This is a genomic window from Streptomyces sp. NPDC002776 (assembly GCF_053592195.1).
Genome location: NZ_JBSFVG010000002.1, coordinates 513,042 through 529,206, shown reverse-complemented (window position 1 = coordinate 529,206; position 16,165 = coordinate 513,042). Strand labels below are relative to the sequence as shown.

Below are 16,165 nucleotides of genomic sequence, written 5' to 3'. Positions count from 1 at the left end.
CCCAACCTGCCAACCCCCACCGACAAACCACCGACAGGCGACCGACGGGCGCCTACAGGCTGCCGACAAGCACCCCCTCAGGGCCGCACGGTCTCCGTCTCCTGCGGCAGGTGCCCGGCGATCAGGCGCTCGGGGGTGGGGTGGGGGACGCGGTGGCGGTCCACCGCGTAGAGGCCGTGCCTGCCACACCGAGGCCCAGGACGGCCAGGGCGGCACCCGTGAGGGCGGGGGAGGTGACGCCGAGGCCCGCTGTCAGGGCCAGGCCGCCGATCCAGGCGCCGCCGGCGTTGGCCAGGTTGAAGGCGGCCTGGTTGGCCGAGGAGGCCAGGGAGGGGGCCGCCGACGCCTTCTGGCCCAGTATTCCTGGAGGTTACGCCCGGGTGACCAGCGGCTTCTACGAGGCGGTTGTGTCGACCTTCACACGCGCGGCCACCGGAAGGTGATCGCTCCCGGTCTCCGGCAGCGTCCAGGAGGTGATCGGCTCGATGCCCTTCACCAGGATCTGGTCGATCCGCGCCATCGGGAACGACGCCGGCCAGCTGAACCCGAACCCGGTGCCCGCCGCGCCCTGCGTGGAGCGCATCTGGGAGGTGACGGCGTTCAGCGCGCGGTCGTTCATCGTGCCGTTGAGGTCCCCGAGCAGCACACTGCGGGGCAGCTCCTCGGCGGCGATGGCCTCGCCCAGCGCGTCCGCGCTCTTGTCGCGCTGCCGGGCGGTGAACCCGGCCTCCAGCTTCACCCGCACCGACGGCAGGTGGGCGACGTACACCGCGATCTCCCCGGACGGCGTGCTGACGGCCGCGCGCATGGCCCGGGTCCACCCCAGCTTGATGTCCACGGCCTTCACCCCGCTCAGCGGGTACTTGCTCCACAGCCCGACCGTGCCCTGCACCGAGTGGTACTGGTACGTCGACGCCAGCGCCTTCTCGTACACCGGCACCGCGCTCGCGGTCAGCTCCTCCAGCGCCACCACGTCCGCGCCGGAGGCGGCCACGTCGCGGGCGGTGCCCGACGGGTCGGTGTTGTCGGCGTTGACGTTGTGCGTGGCGATCGTGAGGTCGCCGCCGGGGGAGGTCTTGTCGGTGAGGAGCCCGCCGAAGAGGTTCAGCCACACCACCGCGGGCAGCACCACCGCGATCAGCGCGGTCGCGGATTTACGCAGCAGGGCCACCAGCACCAGCAGCGGGACGAGCACGCCGATCCAGGGCAGGAAGGTCTCGGTGAGGCTGCCCAGGTTGCCGATGGCGTTCGGGATCTGCGCGTGCAGCAGCATGACCAGGGCGAGCAGCACCGCGAACACGGCCGTGACGATGCCCCGGCGCCAGATCCGCGGATCACCGCGCCAGCCGGCCACCAGTCTCCCCAGCAGACGCCGGAACCGGTTTCCCCGGCGCTCGGGTCCCGAGCCGCCGCTGTCCGTCTCCGTCATGTACGCCTGCTGCGCCATACCGTCGCCTCACTGCCTGCCGTGCACACCTTCAACCCCCGCTCTTACGACCCTAGGGGATGATCGGTTCTCTTCCTGCCGTCCCATGACGGCCGTACGGGCACGAGGACGTACAAGACGGCTCCCGGAGTTCCGGGTACGCCGGTGGAAAGCGTGCTCTGTGACGAAACGCGCACATCCGCTACGGGGGAGGCGAACTGACGGACGGTGAGCTGACGGGCCGTAGCCCCTCCAGCAGGGTGTCGACGATCTGTTCGGGCAGCCCGTCCGGCAGGTCCGCGTCCGGGCGCATCACGGACCGCAGCAGCATGGGGCCCACGAACAGGTCGTTGAGCAGCTCCACGTCGACGTCCTCGCGGAGTTCCCCGTCGCGCTGGCCGCGGCGCAGCACCTCGATGCCGAGCCGGCGCCGGGGGGCGACGACGAGGGCGTGGTACGCCGCCCAGATCTTGGGGCTGCTCTTCATCTGGGCGTGCACGTTGTGCAGGATCGCCGAGGAGCGGCTGACCAGTCCGCGCCGGCGCAGCGACTCCAGCAGCACGACGAGGTCGTCGCGCATGGAGGTGCCGGGCAGCTCGGGGTCGGAGGGCTCGGCGGCGCGTACGACGTCGACGAAGAGCTCCTCCTTGCCGCGCCAGCGCCGGTAGATGGTGGCCTTGCCGACACCGGCGGTACGGGCGATCCGCTCGATGGAGAGCTCCGCGAGCGGTACGCCCTCCTCCAGCAGCCGCATCACGCCCTCGATGATGGCGCGCTCCACGGCCTCGCTGCGCGGGCGGCCCCGAACCGGGCCGGGCTGACTGTCGGCGACTGTCACGTGTGCGTCCCTTCTGTGGTCGGGGGATTCTCCCTCAGGACGGGGCCCCGGTCCCGCCCGGCCTCATGACAGGGCCGGAGTTCCCTGCGGCCCTGGACCCGAGCCGGGGTTCCCTGCGGCCTCCGGACCGGACTGGAGTTCCCCGCGGCCCCTGGACCCGGGCCGGGGTTCCGCCCGGCATGAGGAGGGCTGGAGTTCCCTGCGGCCTCTGGGCCGGGCCGGGGTTCCCCGCGGCCCCGGGGCCGGGCCGTAGTTCCCTCGGCCAGTGGACCGGCCCGGCGTTCCCCCCGGCCTGAGGACCGGCCCTCCGCGCTGGCGGCGCTGCGGAACGCGGCGCGGCTGAGCCGGCGGGAGATCGGGCAGCTGCGGGCGGTCATTTCGGGCGCCGGCGCGGCCGGGGGCGCTGTCGCCAAGATGCTGGTCGACCCGCCCGGCCTGAGGACCGCCCCGGAGGCCCCCCGGCCTGAGGACCGCCCCGGAGGCCCCCCGGCCTCAGGACCGCCCCCCAGTTCGCCCCGGCAGGAACAGTGCCACCACCACCGCGCCGACCACCGCCACCGCCGCGCCGCCCAGGGCCGTGACGTGCATGGCGTGCAGGAAGGCGTCGTTGGCCCGGTCGACCAGGGGCTGCCCCTCGGGGCCGAGCCGCGCCGCGGCCGCGAGGGTCGACTCGATGGACTCGCCCGCGCTGTGCCGCAGCCCGGCCGGCACCGCGCCGAGGTCGTCCTCGATCGAGGAGCGGTACGCCGTGGAGAGCACCGAGCCGAGGACCGCGATCCCGAGGGCGCCGCCGACCTGGCGGAAGGTGTTGCTGAGCGCGGAGGCGGAACCGGCCTTCTCCCGGGGCAGGGTCTGCATGATCACGACGCTGACCGGCGTCATGATGTGCGCCATGCCGGTGCCCATGAGGAAGAAGATCACCTCGAGGATCCAGATCGGCGTGTCCGCGTCCAGCGTGGCGAACGCGGCCAGCGTCGCCGCGATCAGCGCCATGCCCGCGGTGGTGGTGGCCCGGTTGCCGAAGCGGTCCACGAGGAGGCGGGCGCGCGGCGCGAACAGCAGCTGCGCGACGGCGAGGGGCAGCAACAGCAGGCCGGTCTCCAGCGGCGAGTAGCCGCGCACGCTCTGGGTGTAGAAGACGGCGAAGAACGTCACGCCCATCAGCGCGAAGAAGACCAGCGCGATGGCGGCGATCGCGGCCGAGAAGACCTTGTCGCGGAAGTAGCCGACGTTGATCGACGGATGGTCGCTGCGCTTCTCGAACACCACGAAGGCGACCAGGAACGCCAGCCCCGCCCCGATCGTCGACACCACGGTGACATCGGTGAAGTCGGCCAGCTCGCCGCCCCGGATGATGCCGTAGACCAGCAGGACCAGCCCGGCGACGGACAGGACCACGCCGACCGGGTCGACGCGGCCGGGGTCCGGGTCGCGGGAGTCGGGGACCAGCCAGATCATCAGCGCGACGGCGACCAGCACGATGGGCACGTTGACGAGGAACACCGAGCCCCACCAGAAGTGGTCGAGCAGGACGCCACCGGTGATCGGGCCGATGGCGATGGCCAGACCCACCCCGCCCGCCCAGATGCCGATGGCCTTGGGCTGCTCCTCGCGCTCGAAGACGTTCATCAGGACGGCGAGGGTGGCCGGCATGACGAAGGCGGCGCCGAGGCCCATCACCGCCCGGTAGGCGATGAGCTCGCCCGGCGATCCGGCGAACGCGGCGAGCGCGGAGCCGATGCCGAAGACGGCGAGCCCGCCCAGCAGGACCCGCTTGCGCCCGAGCCGGTCGCCGAGCAGACCGGCGCTGAACAGCAGCCCCGCGAAAACCAGGGTGTAGGCGTTGATGGCCCACTCCAGCTCGCTCTGGGTGGCGCCGAGGCCGGTCGGGGCGGGGGTCGAGATCGTCTTGACGGCGACGTTCAGGATCGAGTTGTCCAGCACGATGATCAGCAGGCTCAGCATGAGCACGCCGAGGATGGCCCAGCGGCGCCGGTGCACCGCTTCCGGTATCCGGGGTACAGGGGGAGCGGAGACAGTCATGCCGTCCAGGGTAGGCGATTTGCAATACGGATCCGTCTCGTATCGTAATTCTCTTACCCGGCTCTCACCCCCGGCTCTCACCCCGCTCGAGCGTGACCGGGGTCCCCCTAGCCGCGCCTGGCACGAGGTGCCACCATGGAGGTGGTCCGGGGACGCCGTCAGGGCGCCTCGAGATGACGTAAGGAGCCGTTGCCATGACGCAGCTTTCGGCTGCCCAGAACTCACCCTCCGGCGGCAGCAAGGCGCTGTACGGGGGGAAGGGCACCCGCCGCATCACCGTCCGCGACATCGCCGCCGCCAAGGAGCGGGGCGAGAAGTGGCCCATGCTCACCGCCTACGACGCGATGACCGCGTCCGTCTTCGACGAGGCGGGCATCCCGGTCATGCTGGTCGGGGACTCGGCGGGTAACTGCCACCTCGGCTACGAGACCACCGTGCCCGTCACCCTCGACGAGATGACCATGCTGTCGGCCGCCGTCGTACGCGGCACCTCACGCGCCCTGATCGTCGGCGACCTGCCCTTCGGGTCCTACCAGGAGGGCCCGGTGCAGGCGCTGCGCTCGGCGACCCGGCTGGTGAAGGAGGCCGACGTCGGCGCGGTCAAGCTGGAGGGCGGCGAGCGCTCGCACCGCCAGATCGAGCTGCTGGTCGAGTCCGGCATCCCGGTGATGGCCCACATCGGCCTGACCCCGCAGTCCGTCAACGCCATGGGCTACCGCGTCCAGGGCCGCGGCGAGGAGGCGGCGGCCCAGCTGCTGCGCGACGCCAAGGCCGTCCAGGACGCGGGCGCCTTCGCGGTCGTGCTGGAACTGGTCCCGGCCGAACTCGCGGCCGAGGTCACCCGGGTCCTGCACATCCCGACGGTCGGCATCGGCGCGGGCGCCGAGACGGACGCCCAGGTCCTGGTCTGGACGGACATGATGGGCCTGACCGGCGGGCGCGTGCCCAAGTTCGTCAAGCAGTACGCCGACCTGCGCCGGGCCATGGGCGACGCGGCCAAGGCGTTCGCGGAGGACGTCGTCGGCGGGACCTTCCCGCTGGAGGAGCACTCCGTCCACTAGAGCCACAGCGGCACAGAGGCAGCCCGCCGATCTCCCCCGTCGGCGGGCTGCCGTATGTCCGTCCCTGCTTCCCCTACGCGGTCTCGCGCCAGCCGTTCGTGATCGGCAGCCGCCGGTCCTTGCCGAAGCCCTTGGGGGAGATCTTCGTGCCCGGCGGGTACTGGCGGCGCTTGTACTCCGCCGTGTCCACCATGCGCAGGGTCTTGGCCACCAGGGCCGGGTCGTAACCGGCCGCGACGATCACGTCGGCGCCCTCGTCGCGGTCGACGTAGCGCTCCAGGATCGCGTCCAGGACCGGGTAGTCCGGCAGGGAGTCCGTGTCGACCTGGCCCGGGCGCAGTTCCGCGCTCGGGGGCTTGCTGATGGAGTTCTCCGGGATCGGCGGGGTCTGGCCGCGCTCGGCCGCCGCCCGGTTCCGCCACTCCGCGAGGCGGAAGACCGATGTCTTGTACACGTCCTTGATGGGGCCGTACGCGCCCACCGAGTCGCCGTACAGCGTCGAATAGCCCACCGCCAGCTCCGACTTGTTGCCCGGCGCCAGGACGATGTGGCCCTCCTGGTTGGAGATCGCCATCAGCAGGGTGCCGCGCAGCCGGGACTGGAGGTTCTCCTCCGCCAGGCCGGTCAGACCCAGGGACGCCATATAGGCGTCGAACATCGGCTCGATCGGGACCGTGCGGAAGTTCAGGCCCGTCCGCCGGGCGAGCTCCGCCGCGTCACCCTTGGAGTGCTCGGAGGAGTACTTGGACGGCATCGAGACGCCGTACACGTTCTCCGCGCCCACCGCGTCGCAGGCGATGGCGGCCACCAGCGCCGAGTCGATGCCGCCGGACAGACCGATCAGGACCGACCGGAAGCCGTTCTTGGCCACATACGCCCGCAGGCCCACGACCAGCGCCGAGTACACCTCCTCGTCGTCCTCCAGGCGGTCGGCGTAACCGCCCGCCAGCTCCGGCTCGTACGCGGGCAGCGGCTGCTCGGAGAGCACCACGCGGTCGATCCGGAGCCCGTCGTCCACCACGCCCTCCGGGGCGTCGGCGGCGGCCGCCGGCAGGTCGAGGTCCAGCACCACACAGCCCTCCGCGAACTGCGGCGCCCGCGCGATCACCTCGCCGCTCGCGTCGACCACGATCGAGTCGCCGTCGAAGACCAGCTCGTCCTGGCCGCCGATCATGGCGAGATAGGCGGTGGTGCAGCCCGCCTCCTGGGCGCGCTTGCGGACCAGTTCGAGACGGGTGTCGTCCTTGTTGCGCTCGTACGGCGAGGCGTTGATGGAGACCAGCAGGCCGGCCCCGGCGGACCGCGCCGCGGGCACCCGGCCGCCGTCCTGCCACAGGTCCTCGCAGATGGCGAGGGCCACGTCCACGCCGTGCACCCGCACCACCGGCATGGTGTCGCCGGGCACGAAGTAGCGGAACTCGTCGAAGACGCCGTAGTTCGGCAGGTGGTGCTTGGCGAAGGTGAGCACCACCTCGCCGCCGTGCAGCACCGCCGCCGCGTTGCGCGGGGCGCCGGCCGGCTGGCCGTACTTCGGCTGGGCCGCCTCGGAGCGGTCGAGGTAGCCGACGATCACCGGCAGCTCCCCGAAGCCCTCCTCGGCGAGCCGGGCGGCCAGCGCGCGCAGGGCCGCGCGGGACGCCTCCACGAAGGAGGACCGCAGGGCCAGGTCCTCGACGGGGTACCCGGTCAGCGCCATCTCGGGGAACGCCACGAGATGCGCTCTCTGCTCGGCGGAGTGCCGGGTCCAGCGGAGGATCGACTCGGTGTTCCCGGCGAGGTCACCGACGCGCGAGTCGATCTGGTTCAGGGCGAGGCGAAGTTGAGGCACGCGCCCAGTGTAATCGTCAGAGCGACGCGATGGGGTGGGAGGGGTGCCGGACACCTTGGGCGGGGCCTACGGCCGGGCCTTCGCGCCCCGGTCCTTCAGCATGTCCGCCATGAGCCCGATCTCCGACTCCTGACCGTTGACCATGGTCTGCGCGAGCCGCTTCTCCACGTCCACCTCGCACCGCTTCACACAGGCCTCGGCCATGTGGACGCCGCCCTTGTGGTGGTCGGTCATCAGCTGGAGGTAGAAGACCTCCGCCTGCTTCCCGTCGAGCGTGTTCAGCTTCTTCATCTCGGTGTCCGTCGCCATGCCGGGCATCAGCGCGCCGTCCTCGCCGGCGGGCATGGAGCCCATGTCCATCCAGGTCATCGGCGGCTGTGCGGAGAACTTCGGCAGCTCCCACAGATCGAGCCAGCCCAGCAGCATCCCGCGCTGGTTGGCCTGCGTCTGAGCGATGTCGTACGCCAGGCGCCGCACCTCTTCGTCGTCCGTGCGGTCGCGCACGATGTACGACATCTCCACGGCCTGCTGGTGGTGCACCGCCATGTCCCGCGCGAACCCCGCGTCCGCGGAGCCGGCGGCGGGGGCCGCGTCGGACCCCCCGTCCCCCGCGACGGCGTAGGTGATCGCGCCGGCCGCGACGAGCACCGCCGCCGCGGTCCCCGCGATCCAGCCGACGTGCTTCCTCACTGCGCCTTACCGCCCGTGCACGCGGCGCCCGGCTCCGGCGTCTGCTTGCCCTGGACGTACTTCTCGAAGAACTTGTCGAGGTCCGGGTCGCTCGCGCTCTTCACCGTGCGCTGCGCGCCCCACGCCGAGAGCATGATCGGCGCCTTCTGGTTCTCGTACGGGCTCATCAGCGTGTACGGCGTCTTCTTCACCTTCGCCGCCAGCGCGTCCACGTCGGCCTTCGACGCCTTGCTGGTGTACGTCACCCAGACCGCGCCGTGCTCCAGGGAGTGCACGGCGTTCTCGTTCGCCACTTCCTCGGTGTAGACGTCGCCGTTGCAGTTCTGCCAGACCGCGTTGTGGTCGCCGCCGACCGGGGGCTCGACCGGGTACTTCACCTTCTTGTCGACGTGGGTCTGGCTCAGCTTGCCGCCCTGCCAGGTGCTCACGCCGTCGGAGCCGGCCACCAGGGAACCCGTGGTCTTGGAGTCGACCGAGTCGCTGTCGTCGGACTGCGACTGGACCAGGACGACACCGCCGACGACCAGGGCGGCGACGACCGTCACGCTGGCGCCGATGGTGAGCATCCGGTTGCGGCGCTCGCGGGACTGCTCGGCGCGCCGCATCTCTTCTATGCGGGCCTTGCGCGCCGCGGAGTTGCTCTTCTTGGCGGATCCCATGGCGTGATGTCCTTCTGGGGAAAAGGGACGGTCGAGTCCGCTGATCGTAATGGGGAAGCAGGGACCTCTCGAAGGGAGGTCACAGGAATGGGCCGGATCGCAACGCAATCGACAGGCACCCGACAGGTGCCCCAAGAACCATTGTGGGTCACAGCCGCCGACGGCCGGGCATTACGGATGTCGGTCCGAGCAGGCAAGATGGGCGGCAGAGCGGTGCACGCGCGGCACGCCGGGTGTTCAGACCGAGGTCGGACGGCCGATCAAGGTCGGCAACGCGCGCGAAATGCTGTTGTGGTGTGATGCTCAGGTGCCCGACCGACTTCCCGCGGTGCGCGGGGCAGGCGGCCTGACCAGCAAGGATGGGGAAGCGGAAGATGGACAAGCAGCAGGAGTTCGTGCTCCGTACGTTGGAGGAGCGCGACATCCGGTTCGTACGCCTGTGGTTCACGGACGTGCTGGGCTTCCTCAAGTCCGTCGCCGTGGCCCCGGCCGAGCTGGAGCAGGCCTTCGACGAGGGCATCGGCTTCGACGGCTCGGCCATCGAGGGCTTCGCCCGGGTCTACGAGTCCGACATGATCGCCAAGCCGGACCCCTCCACCTTCCAGGTCCTGCCCTGGCGCGCGGAGACCCCCGGCACGGCCCGGATGTTCTGCGACATCCTGATGCCCGACGGCTCCCCGTCCTTCGCGGACCCGCGCTACGTCCTCAAGCGCGCCCTGGCCCGCACCTCGGACCTGGGCTTCACCTTCTACACTCACCCCGAGATCGAGTTCTTCCTGCTGAAGGACCGCCCCCTGGACGGCTCCCGCCCCACCCCGGCCGACAACTCCGGCTACTTCGACCACACCCCGACCAACGTCGGCATGGACTTCCGCCGCCAGGCGATCACCATGCTGGAGTCGATGGGCATCTCGGTGGAGTTCTCCCACCACGAGGGCGCGCCCGGCCAGCAGGAGATCGACCTGCGCTACGCCGACGCGCTGTCCACCGCGGACAACATCATGACGTTCCGCCTGGTCATGAAGCAGGTGGCGCTGGAGCAGGGCGTGCAGGCGACCTTCATGCCCAAGCCGTTCAGCGAGCACCCCGGCTCCGGCATGCACACCCACCTCTCCCTCTTCGAGGGCGACCGCAACGCCTTCTACGAGTCGGGCTCGGAGTACCAGCTCTCCAAGGTCGGCCGCTCCTTCATCGCGGGCCTGCTCAAGCACGCCGCGGAGATCTCGGCGGTCACCAACCAGTGGGTGAACTCCTACAAGCGCATCTGGGGCGGCTCCGAGCGCACGGCCGGCGCGGGCGGCGAGGCGCCGTCGTACATCTGCTGGGGCCACAACAACCGCTCGGCCCTGGTCCGCGTGCCCATGTACAAGCCCGGCAAGACCGGCTCCGCGCGCGTGGAGGTCCGCTCCCTGGACTCCGGCGCCAACCCCTACCTGGCCTACGCCGTCCTGCTGGCCGCCGGCCTCAAGGGCATCGAGGAGGGCTACGAGCTGCCGCCGGGCGCCGAGGACGACGTCTGGGCGCTGTCCAACGCCGAGCGCCGCGCGATGGGCATCGAGCCCCTCCCGCAGAACCTCGGCGAGGCCCTGACCCTGATGGAGAACAGCGACCTGGTCGCCGAGACCCTGGGCGAACACGTCTTCGACTTCTTCCTGCGCAACAAGCGCCAGGAGTGGGAGGAGTACCGCAGCGAGGTCACGGCCTTCGAACTGCGCAAGAACCTGCCGGTGCTGTAGGCGCACGCGGCGCACACCCGGGCCGACGGCGAGGTGCCGTCGGCCCTAGCCGTGTCGGGCCGGTCCGTCAGTCCCGCCGGCCGGCCTGGTCCGACAGTGCCTTGTGCAGCGGTTCCGTCGCCCTGCGGCGGTACTCCTGGATCGACCAGCCGTTGCCGTCGGGGTCCTTGAAGTACATGAACGTGGCGCCGTCGTCCGGTGTGTACTGGACCGGCTCCGACACCTCCAGGCCCCGCTCCACCAGCTCCGCGCGCGCCGCCTTGATGTCCGCCACGCACAGCTGAAGGCCCTGGTAAGAGCCGGGCCGCGGCTTGCCCTCGCCGTTGGTCAGGTCCCACAGGCTGTCGCCCAGCGCGATCGAGCAGCCGGAGCCGGGCGGGGTCAGCTGGACGATCCGCATCCCGGGCATGACCTCCTGGTCGATGTCGACGTGGAAGCCGACCTTGTCCCGGTAGAAGTCCCGGGCCCGGTCGATGTCGCTCACGGGCAGCGGGATCACTTCGAGCGTGAAGTCCATAACTGGTCCTCCCTGGAGAATCGCCAACGAATCTGGCCGAACGGTTCACCCTCACCGAAGCGGAAAACAGGGCCCCGCGCCACCGATAAAGAAGGTTCCGTTCCCGACCGGGCTCACCCCGCCCGAGCCGAGCGCAGCGGTTAGGCTCGGGCGCGTACGACCTTGATCGGACGGGAGGCCCAGGATGACGGCGCCGGGGCGCAGGAGCAGTACCTTCACGCGCCTGCTTCGGCACGGCTTCACCGACCCGAGCGCCGCCGAGCGGCTGCTGGAGGCCCCGGAACTGGCCCCCGTGCGCGACGACCCGGTGCTGCTGGAGGCCCTCGGCGCCACCGCCGACCCCGATCTCGCCCTGCACGGCCTGGTCCGCCTGCTGGAGGCACAGTCCGGCCGGGACCTGCTGGACACGGTGATAGCCGCCAAGCCGCTGCGCGACCGCCTCCTCGGCGTCCTCGGCGCCTCCGCCGCACTCGCCGAACACCTCGCCCGGCACTCCGACGACTGGCGTGCCCTGGTCACCTACGAGCCCCGGGACCTGCACCCCGGCGTCGCCGAGTTCGAGCGGGGTCTGGCCGAGGCCACCGACCCGGTCTCGCTGCGGGTGGCCTACCGGCGCTGCCTGCTGTCCATCGCCGCCCGTGACGTGTGCGGCACCACCGATGTCGCCGAGTCCGCCGCCGAACTCGCCGACCTCGCCACCGCCACCCTGCGCGCCGCGCTCGCCCTCGCCGGGGCCGCCGCCCCCGACGACGCCGCCGCGTGCCGGCTCGCGGTGATCGCGATGGGCAAGTGCGGGGGCCACGAACTCAATTACGTCTCCGACGTCGACGTCATCTTCGTCGGCGAGGCGGCGGAGGGGGTCGACGAGACCAAGGCCCTCAGAGCGGCCACCAAGCTCGCCTCGCACATGATGCGGATCTGCTCGGAGACCACCGTCGAGGGCTCGATCTGGCCCGTGGACGCCAACCTGCGGCCCGAGGGGAGGAACGGCCCGCTGGTCCGTACCCTCTCCAGCCACCTCGCCTACTACCAACGCTGGGCGAAGACCTGGGAGTTCCAGGCACTGCTCAAGGCCCGCCCGGTCGCCGGTGACATCGCGCTCGGCGAGGAGTACGTCGCCGCCCTGGAACCCCTGGTCTGGAAGGCCGCCGAGCGGGAGAACTTCGTCGCCGACGTGCAGAAGATGCGGCGCCGGGTGGTCGAGAACATCCCCCTCGCCGAAGTCGACCGCCAGCTCAAGCTCGGCCCCGGCGGCCTCAGGGACGTCGAATTCGCCGTACAGTTGCTGCAGTTGGTGCACGGGCGGGCCGACGCCTCGCTGCGCAGCGGCTCCACCCTGGAAGCCCTGAAGGCCCTCGCCGCCGGCGGCTACGTCGCCCGCGCCGACTTCGCCCAACTCGACGCCGCCTACCGCTTCCTGCGCTCCATGGAGCACCGCATCCAGCTCTACCGGCTGCGCCGCACCCACCTCGTCCCCGAGGACGAGGCCGATCTGCGGCGCATCGGCCGCTCGCTGGGCCTGCGCAGCGACCCGGTGGCCGAACTGAACCGCGAGTGGCGGCGGCACTCCTCCGTCGTACGGCGGCTGCACGAGAAGCTGTTCTACCGGCCGCTGCTCGACGCCGTCGCCCAACTCGCCCCCGGAGAGGCCCGGTTGAGCAGCGAGGCGGCCCGCGAACGGCTCGTCGCACTCGGCTACGCCGACCCGGCCGCCGCGCTGCGGCACCTGGAGGCACTGGCGTCCGGCGTCACCCGCAAGGCCGCCATCCAGCGCACCCTGCTGCCCGTCCTGCTCGGCTGGTTCGCCGACTCCGCCGACCCCGACGCGGGCCTGCTCAACTTCCGCAAGGTCTCCGACGCCCTCGGCAAGACCCCCTGGTACCTCCGGCTGCTCAGGGACGAGGGCGCGGCGGCCGAGAACCTCGCGCGGGTGCTGTCCGCCGGGCGGCTCGCCCCGGACCTGCTGATGCGCGCCCCCGAGGCCGTGGCCCTGCTCGGCGACGGTGACAGCGGCGGCCTCGCGCCGCGCCCCCGCGCCCATCTGGAACAGGAGATCCTCGCCGCGGTCAACCGCGCCGACAGCGGCGCCCACGCCGTCACCGCGGCCCGCGGCGTACGCCGCCGCGAGCTGTTCCGTACGGCCGCCGCCGACATCGTCGGCTCCTACGGCACCGAGGCCCATCCCGCCGAGGCCGACCAGGGCGCCCTGGTGGACCGGGTCGGCGCCGCCGTCTCCGACCTGACCGCGGCGACCCTGGCCGGCACCCTGCGCGCGGTCGTCCGCGAGGGCTGGGGCGACACCCTGCCCACCCGGTTCGCCGTCATCGGCATGGGCCGCTTCGGTGGCCACGAGCTGGGCTACGGCTCCGACGCGGACGTGCTGTTCGTGCACGAGCCCCGCGACGGCGTCGACGAGCACGAGGCCGCCCAGGCCGCGAACCGCGTCGTCTCCGAGATGCGCCGCCTGCTCCAGATCCCGAGCGCCGACCCGCCCCTGCTGATCGACGCCGACCTGCGCCCCGAGGGCAAGTCGGGCCCCCTGGTGCGCACCCTGAAGTCCTACGAGGCCTACTACCGCCGCTGGTCCCTGGGCTGGGAGTCCCAGGCGCTGCTGCGGGCCGAGCCGGTCGCCGGGGACGAGGACCTGGGCCGCCGCTTCGTCGAACTGATCGACCCCCTGCGCTACCCGCCGACCGGTCTCACCGACGACGCGGTCCGCGAGATCCGCCGCCTGAAGGCCCGTATGGAGTCCGAACGCCTCCCGCGCGGCGCCGACCCCAAGTTGCACACCAAGCTGGGACCCGGCGGTCTCTCCGACGTCGAGTGGACGGTCCAACTGCTCCAGTTGCGCCACGGTGCCGGCCAGCCCGGCCTGCGCACCACCCGTACCCGGGCCGCGCTGTCCGCGGCGGCCGGAGCCGGCCTGATGCCCGCGGAGGACGCGGCCACCCTCGACGAGGCCTGGGTCCTCGCCACCCGGGTCCGCAACGCCGTGATGCTGGTCCGCGGACGCGCCGGGGACACCTTCCCCTCGGACGCCCGGGAACTGGCCGCGGTGGGCCGCTACCTCGGCTACGGCCCCGGCCACGTCGGCGACATGCTCGACGACTACCGCCGCACCGCCCGCCGGGCCCGGGCCGTGGTGGACGCGCTGTTCTACACCGGCTAGCGCCGGGGGACCGCGGCCGGCACCAGCTTCGGCAGGGCGTGCGGCAGCGCTCCGTACCACAGCCGTACCAGCGCGTAGCCGAAGGCCAGGCAGAGCAGGCCGCCGACCGCGTCCAGCCAGAAGTGGTTGGCGGTGGCGACGATGACGACCAGCGTGACCACCGGGTAGAGCACGCCCAGCACCTTCGCCCACGGCACCGACGCCAGCGCGAAGATGGTCAGCCCGCACCACAGCGACCAGCCGATGTGCATGGAGGGCATGGCGGCGTACTGGTTCGACATGTTCTTCAGGTCGCCCGAGGCCATCGAGCCCCACGTCTGGTGGACCAGTACGGTGTCGATGAAGGCGCCGCCGGTCATCAGCCGGGGCGGGGCGAGTGGATACAGGTAGTAACCGAGCAGGGCCACACCCGTGGTCGCGAAGAGCACCGTGCGGGTGGCCGCGTAGCGTCCCGGGTGGCTGCGGTACAGCCACACCAGTACACCGAGTGTCACCACGAAGTGCAGCGTCGCGTAGTAGTAGTTCATGCCCACGATGAGCCAAGTCACGGAGTTGACCGCGTGGTTGAACGACTGCTCCACGGCGAGGCCGAGCGTCTGCTCCGCCTTCCAGATCCAGTCGGCGTTGCGCAGTGCCTCGGACTTCTGCTCCGGGACGGCATTGCGGACGAGTGAGTACGTCCAGTAACTCACAGCGATCAGCAGGATCTCGAACCACAGCCGGGGCCGACGCGGAGCGCGCACCCGGCGCAGCAGACCCGGTCTGTCCGCCGCCGTGACGGGGTGCGGAACGGCCGCCTGTGCGCGGTCCTCCAGCTCGGTCACGGTCATGTCACCCATAGGCACAGAGTCTGCCAGAAACGCCTTCCCCCACCGATCATCCCCTGGTCTGGTTCCGGTCGCACGTTCTACGACGGGTGCACGGTACCCGGTCGTTCGGTCTACGACCTAGGGACGATTTCGGTCCCCAGGGGCCGAAGCGGTCGAACCGCGCACCACCAGTTCCGGCATGAACACGAATTCACTGTGCGGTGCCGGAGTCCCGCCGATCTCCTCCAGCAACGTACGCACCGCGGCCTGGCCCATCGCCGGGACCGGCTTGCGCACCGTCGTCAGCGGCGGGTCGGTGAAGGCGATCAGCGGGGAGTCGTCGAAGCCGACGACCGAGATGTCCGTCGGCACCTCCAGGCCGCGCTGCCGGGCGGCCCGTATGGCGCCCAGCGCCATCATGTCGCTGGCGCAGACCACCGCGGTGCAGTCGCGGTCCATCAGCGCCGTGGCGGCCGCCTGGCCGCCCTCCAGGGTGTACAGCGAGTGCTGGACGAACTGGGTCTCTATCACCTCGGCGGCCAGGCCCAGCTGGTCCTGCATGGTCCGCACGAAGCCGTCGATCTTCCGCTGGACCGGCACGAACCGCTTCGGGCCGAGCGCGAGACCGATCCGGGTGTGACCGAGGGAGACCAGGTGCGTGACCGCGAGCGTCATCGCCGCCCGGTCGTCGGGGGAGATGAAGGGCGCCTGCACCTTGGGGGAGAAGCCGTCGACGAGGACGAAGGGGACACCCTGGGCGCGCAGTCGCTCGTAGCGCTCCATGTCGGCCGTGGTGTCCGCGTGCAGTCCGGAGACGTAGATGATCCCCGCGACCCCGCGGTCGACCAGCATCTCGGTCAGCTCGTCCTCGGTGGAGCCGCCGGGCGTCTGGGTGGCGAGCACCGGCGTGTAGCCCTGCCTGGTCAGCGCCTGGCCGATCACCTGGGCCAGGGCCGGGAATATCGGGTTCTCCAGCTCCGGGGTGATCAGGCCCACCAGGCCCTCGCTGCGCTGTCGCAGCCGTACCGGGCGTTCGTACCCGAGCACGTCGAGGGCGGCGAGAACGGACTGGCGGGTGGTGGCGGCGACGCCCGGCTTCCCGTTCAGGACCCGGCTGACGGTCGCTTCGCTCACCCCCGCCTGCGCAGCGATGTCAGCAAGCCGTGTGGTCACGGCACTGGACTGTACCGGCCGTATGTCACCTTGCACACCAATCGGACGCCGGGTGCGGGCGTTCGACCGGCGCGCTGCGGGTTGCTGCGGCATGGCGTCCCCTCGTGAAACGGATGGCAAGAGCTTGCAAGTCTTGCACAACCCCGTCCTTGGCCGCTCAACCCCGCAGAACAACGGTCTCACGGCGGTCGCCGAGCGGTCACGTCCGGGTAACTT

The 16,165-nt window shown here is 71.3% G+C and carries 12 protein-coding genes and 1 pseudogene; 3 read left to right on the top strand and 10 right to left on the bottom strand.

The annotated features are described in order from the left end of the window. Window positions 1-77: 77 nt before the first annotated feature. The 4 genes and pseudogenes from ACWD11_RS06545 to ACWD11_RS06530 all read right to left on the bottom strand — a co-directional run. Window positions 78-352: pseudogene (locus ACWD11_RS06545) on the bottom strand (MFS transporter); the annotation flags it as partial. 42 nt (window positions 353-394) lie between these two features. After that, entirely contained in the window at window positions 395-1,447 is a 1,053-nt protein-coding gene (locus ACWD11_RS06540; RefSeq protein WP_389416381.1) for an endonuclease/exonuclease/phosphatase family protein, read from the bottom strand. A 181-nt stretch (window positions 1,448-1,628) separates the two neighbouring features. Continuing rightward, window positions 1,629-2,264, bottom strand: a complete 636-nt coding sequence (locus tag ACWD11_RS06535) for a TetR/AcrR family transcriptional regulator (protein ID WP_451281627.1) — start codon at window positions 2,262-2,264, stop codon at window positions 1,629-1,631. A 492-nt stretch (window positions 2,265-2,756) separates the two neighbouring features. Further along, entirely contained in the window at window positions 2,757-4,307 is a 1,551-nt protein-coding gene (locus ACWD11_RS06530) for an MFS transporter (RefSeq protein WP_451281625.1), read from the bottom strand. A 194-nt stretch (window positions 4,308-4,501) separates the two neighbouring features. Here ACWD11_RS06530 and panB point away from each other — a divergent pair, with 194 nt between their 5' ends. Further along, window positions 4,502-5,368, top strand: a complete 867-nt coding sequence (gene panB, locus ACWD11_RS06525; protein WP_451281623.1) for a 3-methyl-2-oxobutanoate hydroxymethyltransferase — start codon at window positions 4,502-4,504, stop codon at window positions 5,366-5,368. A 73-nt stretch (window positions 5,369-5,441) separates the two neighbouring features. Here the strand turns inward: panB and ACWD11_RS06520 are convergent, their stop codons facing one another. From ACWD11_RS06520 to ACWD11_RS06510, 3 genes are all read right to left on the bottom strand, one after another. After that, window positions 5,442-7,196 carry an NAD+ synthase gene (locus ACWD11_RS06520; RefSeq protein ID WP_451281621.1) on the bottom strand — a complete coding sequence of 585 codons (1,755 nt, stop codon included), beginning with the start codon at window positions 7,194-7,196 and terminating at the stop codon, window positions 5,442-5,444. 66 nt (window positions 7,197-7,262) lie between these two features. Next, window positions 7,263-7,886 (bottom strand): DUF305 domain-containing protein, encoded by a 624-nt coding sequence (locus ACWD11_RS06515; protein WP_451281619.1) that lies wholly within the window; start codon window positions 7,884-7,886, stop codon window positions 7,263-7,265. Then, the gene (locus tag ACWD11_RS06510) at window positions 7,883-8,545 is read right to left on the bottom strand and encodes a DUF3105 domain-containing protein (protein ID WP_389416387.1); all 663 of its coding nucleotides are present in this window, start codon (window positions 8,543-8,545) and stop codon (window positions 7,883-7,885) included. The genes ACWD11_RS06515 and ACWD11_RS06510 overlap by 4 nt, the downstream gene beginning before the upstream one ends. Before the next feature lie 374 nt (window positions 8,546-8,919). Here ACWD11_RS06510 and glnA point away from each other — a divergent pair, with 374 nt between their 5' ends. Beyond that, window positions 8,920-10,281: a type I glutamate--ammonia ligase gene (gene glnA, locus ACWD11_RS06505; protein ID WP_250070229.1), complete on the top strand. Its 1,362-nt coding sequence runs from the start codon at window positions 8,920-8,922 to the stop codon at window positions 10,279-10,281. A 67-nt stretch (window positions 10,282-10,348) separates the two neighbouring features. On the opposite strand, the gene ACWD11_RS06500 is transcribed toward glnA, so the two are convergent. Beyond that, the gene (locus tag ACWD11_RS06500; protein ID WP_389416388.1) at window positions 10,349-10,798 is read right to left on the bottom strand and encodes a VOC family protein; all 450 of its coding nucleotides are present in this window, start codon (window positions 10,796-10,798) and stop codon (window positions 10,349-10,351) included. Window positions 10,799-10,982: 184 nt separating this feature from the next. Between ACWD11_RS06500 and ACWD11_RS06495 the strand changes: the two genes are divergently transcribed. Then, window positions 10,983-13,967, top strand: a complete 2,985-nt coding sequence (locus ACWD11_RS06495; RefSeq protein ID WP_451281617.1) for a bifunctional [glutamine synthetase] adenylyltransferase/[glutamine synthetase]-adenylyl-L-tyrosine phosphorylase — start codon at window positions 10,983-10,985, stop codon at window positions 13,965-13,967. Here ACWD11_RS06495 and ACWD11_RS06490 read toward each other — a convergent pair. Then, entirely contained in the window at window positions 13,964-14,806 is an 843-nt protein-coding gene (locus tag ACWD11_RS06490; RefSeq protein WP_389416390.1) for a phosphatase PAP2 family protein, read from the bottom strand. The two genes, ACWD11_RS06495 and ACWD11_RS06490, sit on opposite strands and share 4 nt — an antisense overlap. A 108-nt stretch (window positions 14,807-14,914) precedes the next feature. Beyond that, the gene (locus ACWD11_RS06485; RefSeq protein WP_389416391.1) at window positions 14,915-15,949 is read right to left on the bottom strand and encodes a LacI family DNA-binding transcriptional regulator; all 1,035 of its coding nucleotides are present in this window, start codon (window positions 15,947-15,949) and stop codon (window positions 14,915-14,917) included. Window positions 15,950-16,165: the final 216 nt, after the last annotated feature.

Coding starts and splice junctions, on each gene's coding strand:
- ACWD11_RS06500 (WP_389416388.1), bottom strand. CDS start 10,798: ATGGACTTCACGCTCGAAGTGATCCCGCTGCCCGTGAGCGACATCGAC.
- glnA (WP_250070229.1), top strand. CDS start 8,920: ATGGACAAGCAGCAGGAGTTCGTGCTCCGTACGTTGGAGGAGCGCGAC.
- ACWD11_RS06490 (WP_389416390.1), bottom strand. CDS start 14,806: ATGGGTGACATGACCGTGACCGAGCTGGAGGACCGCGCACAGGCGGCC.
- ACWD11_RS06540 (WP_389416381.1), bottom strand. CDS start 1,447: ATGGCGCAGCAGGCGTACATGACGGAGACGGACAGCGGCGGCTCGGGA.
- ACWD11_RS06495 (WP_451281617.1), top strand. CDS start 10,983: ATGACGGCGCCGGGGCGCAGGAGCAGTACCTTCACGCGCCTGCTTCGG.
- ACWD11_RS06510 (WP_389416387.1), bottom strand. CDS start 8,545: ATGGGATCCGCCAAGAAGAGCAACTCCGCGGCGCGCAAGGCCCGCATA.
- panB (WP_451281623.1), top strand. CDS start 4,502: ATGACGCAGCTTTCGGCTGCCCAGAACTCACCCTCCGGCGGCAGCAAG.
- ACWD11_RS06530 (WP_451281625.1), bottom strand. CDS start 4,307: ATGACTGTCTCCGCTCCCCCTGTACCCCGGATACCGGAAGCGGTGCAC.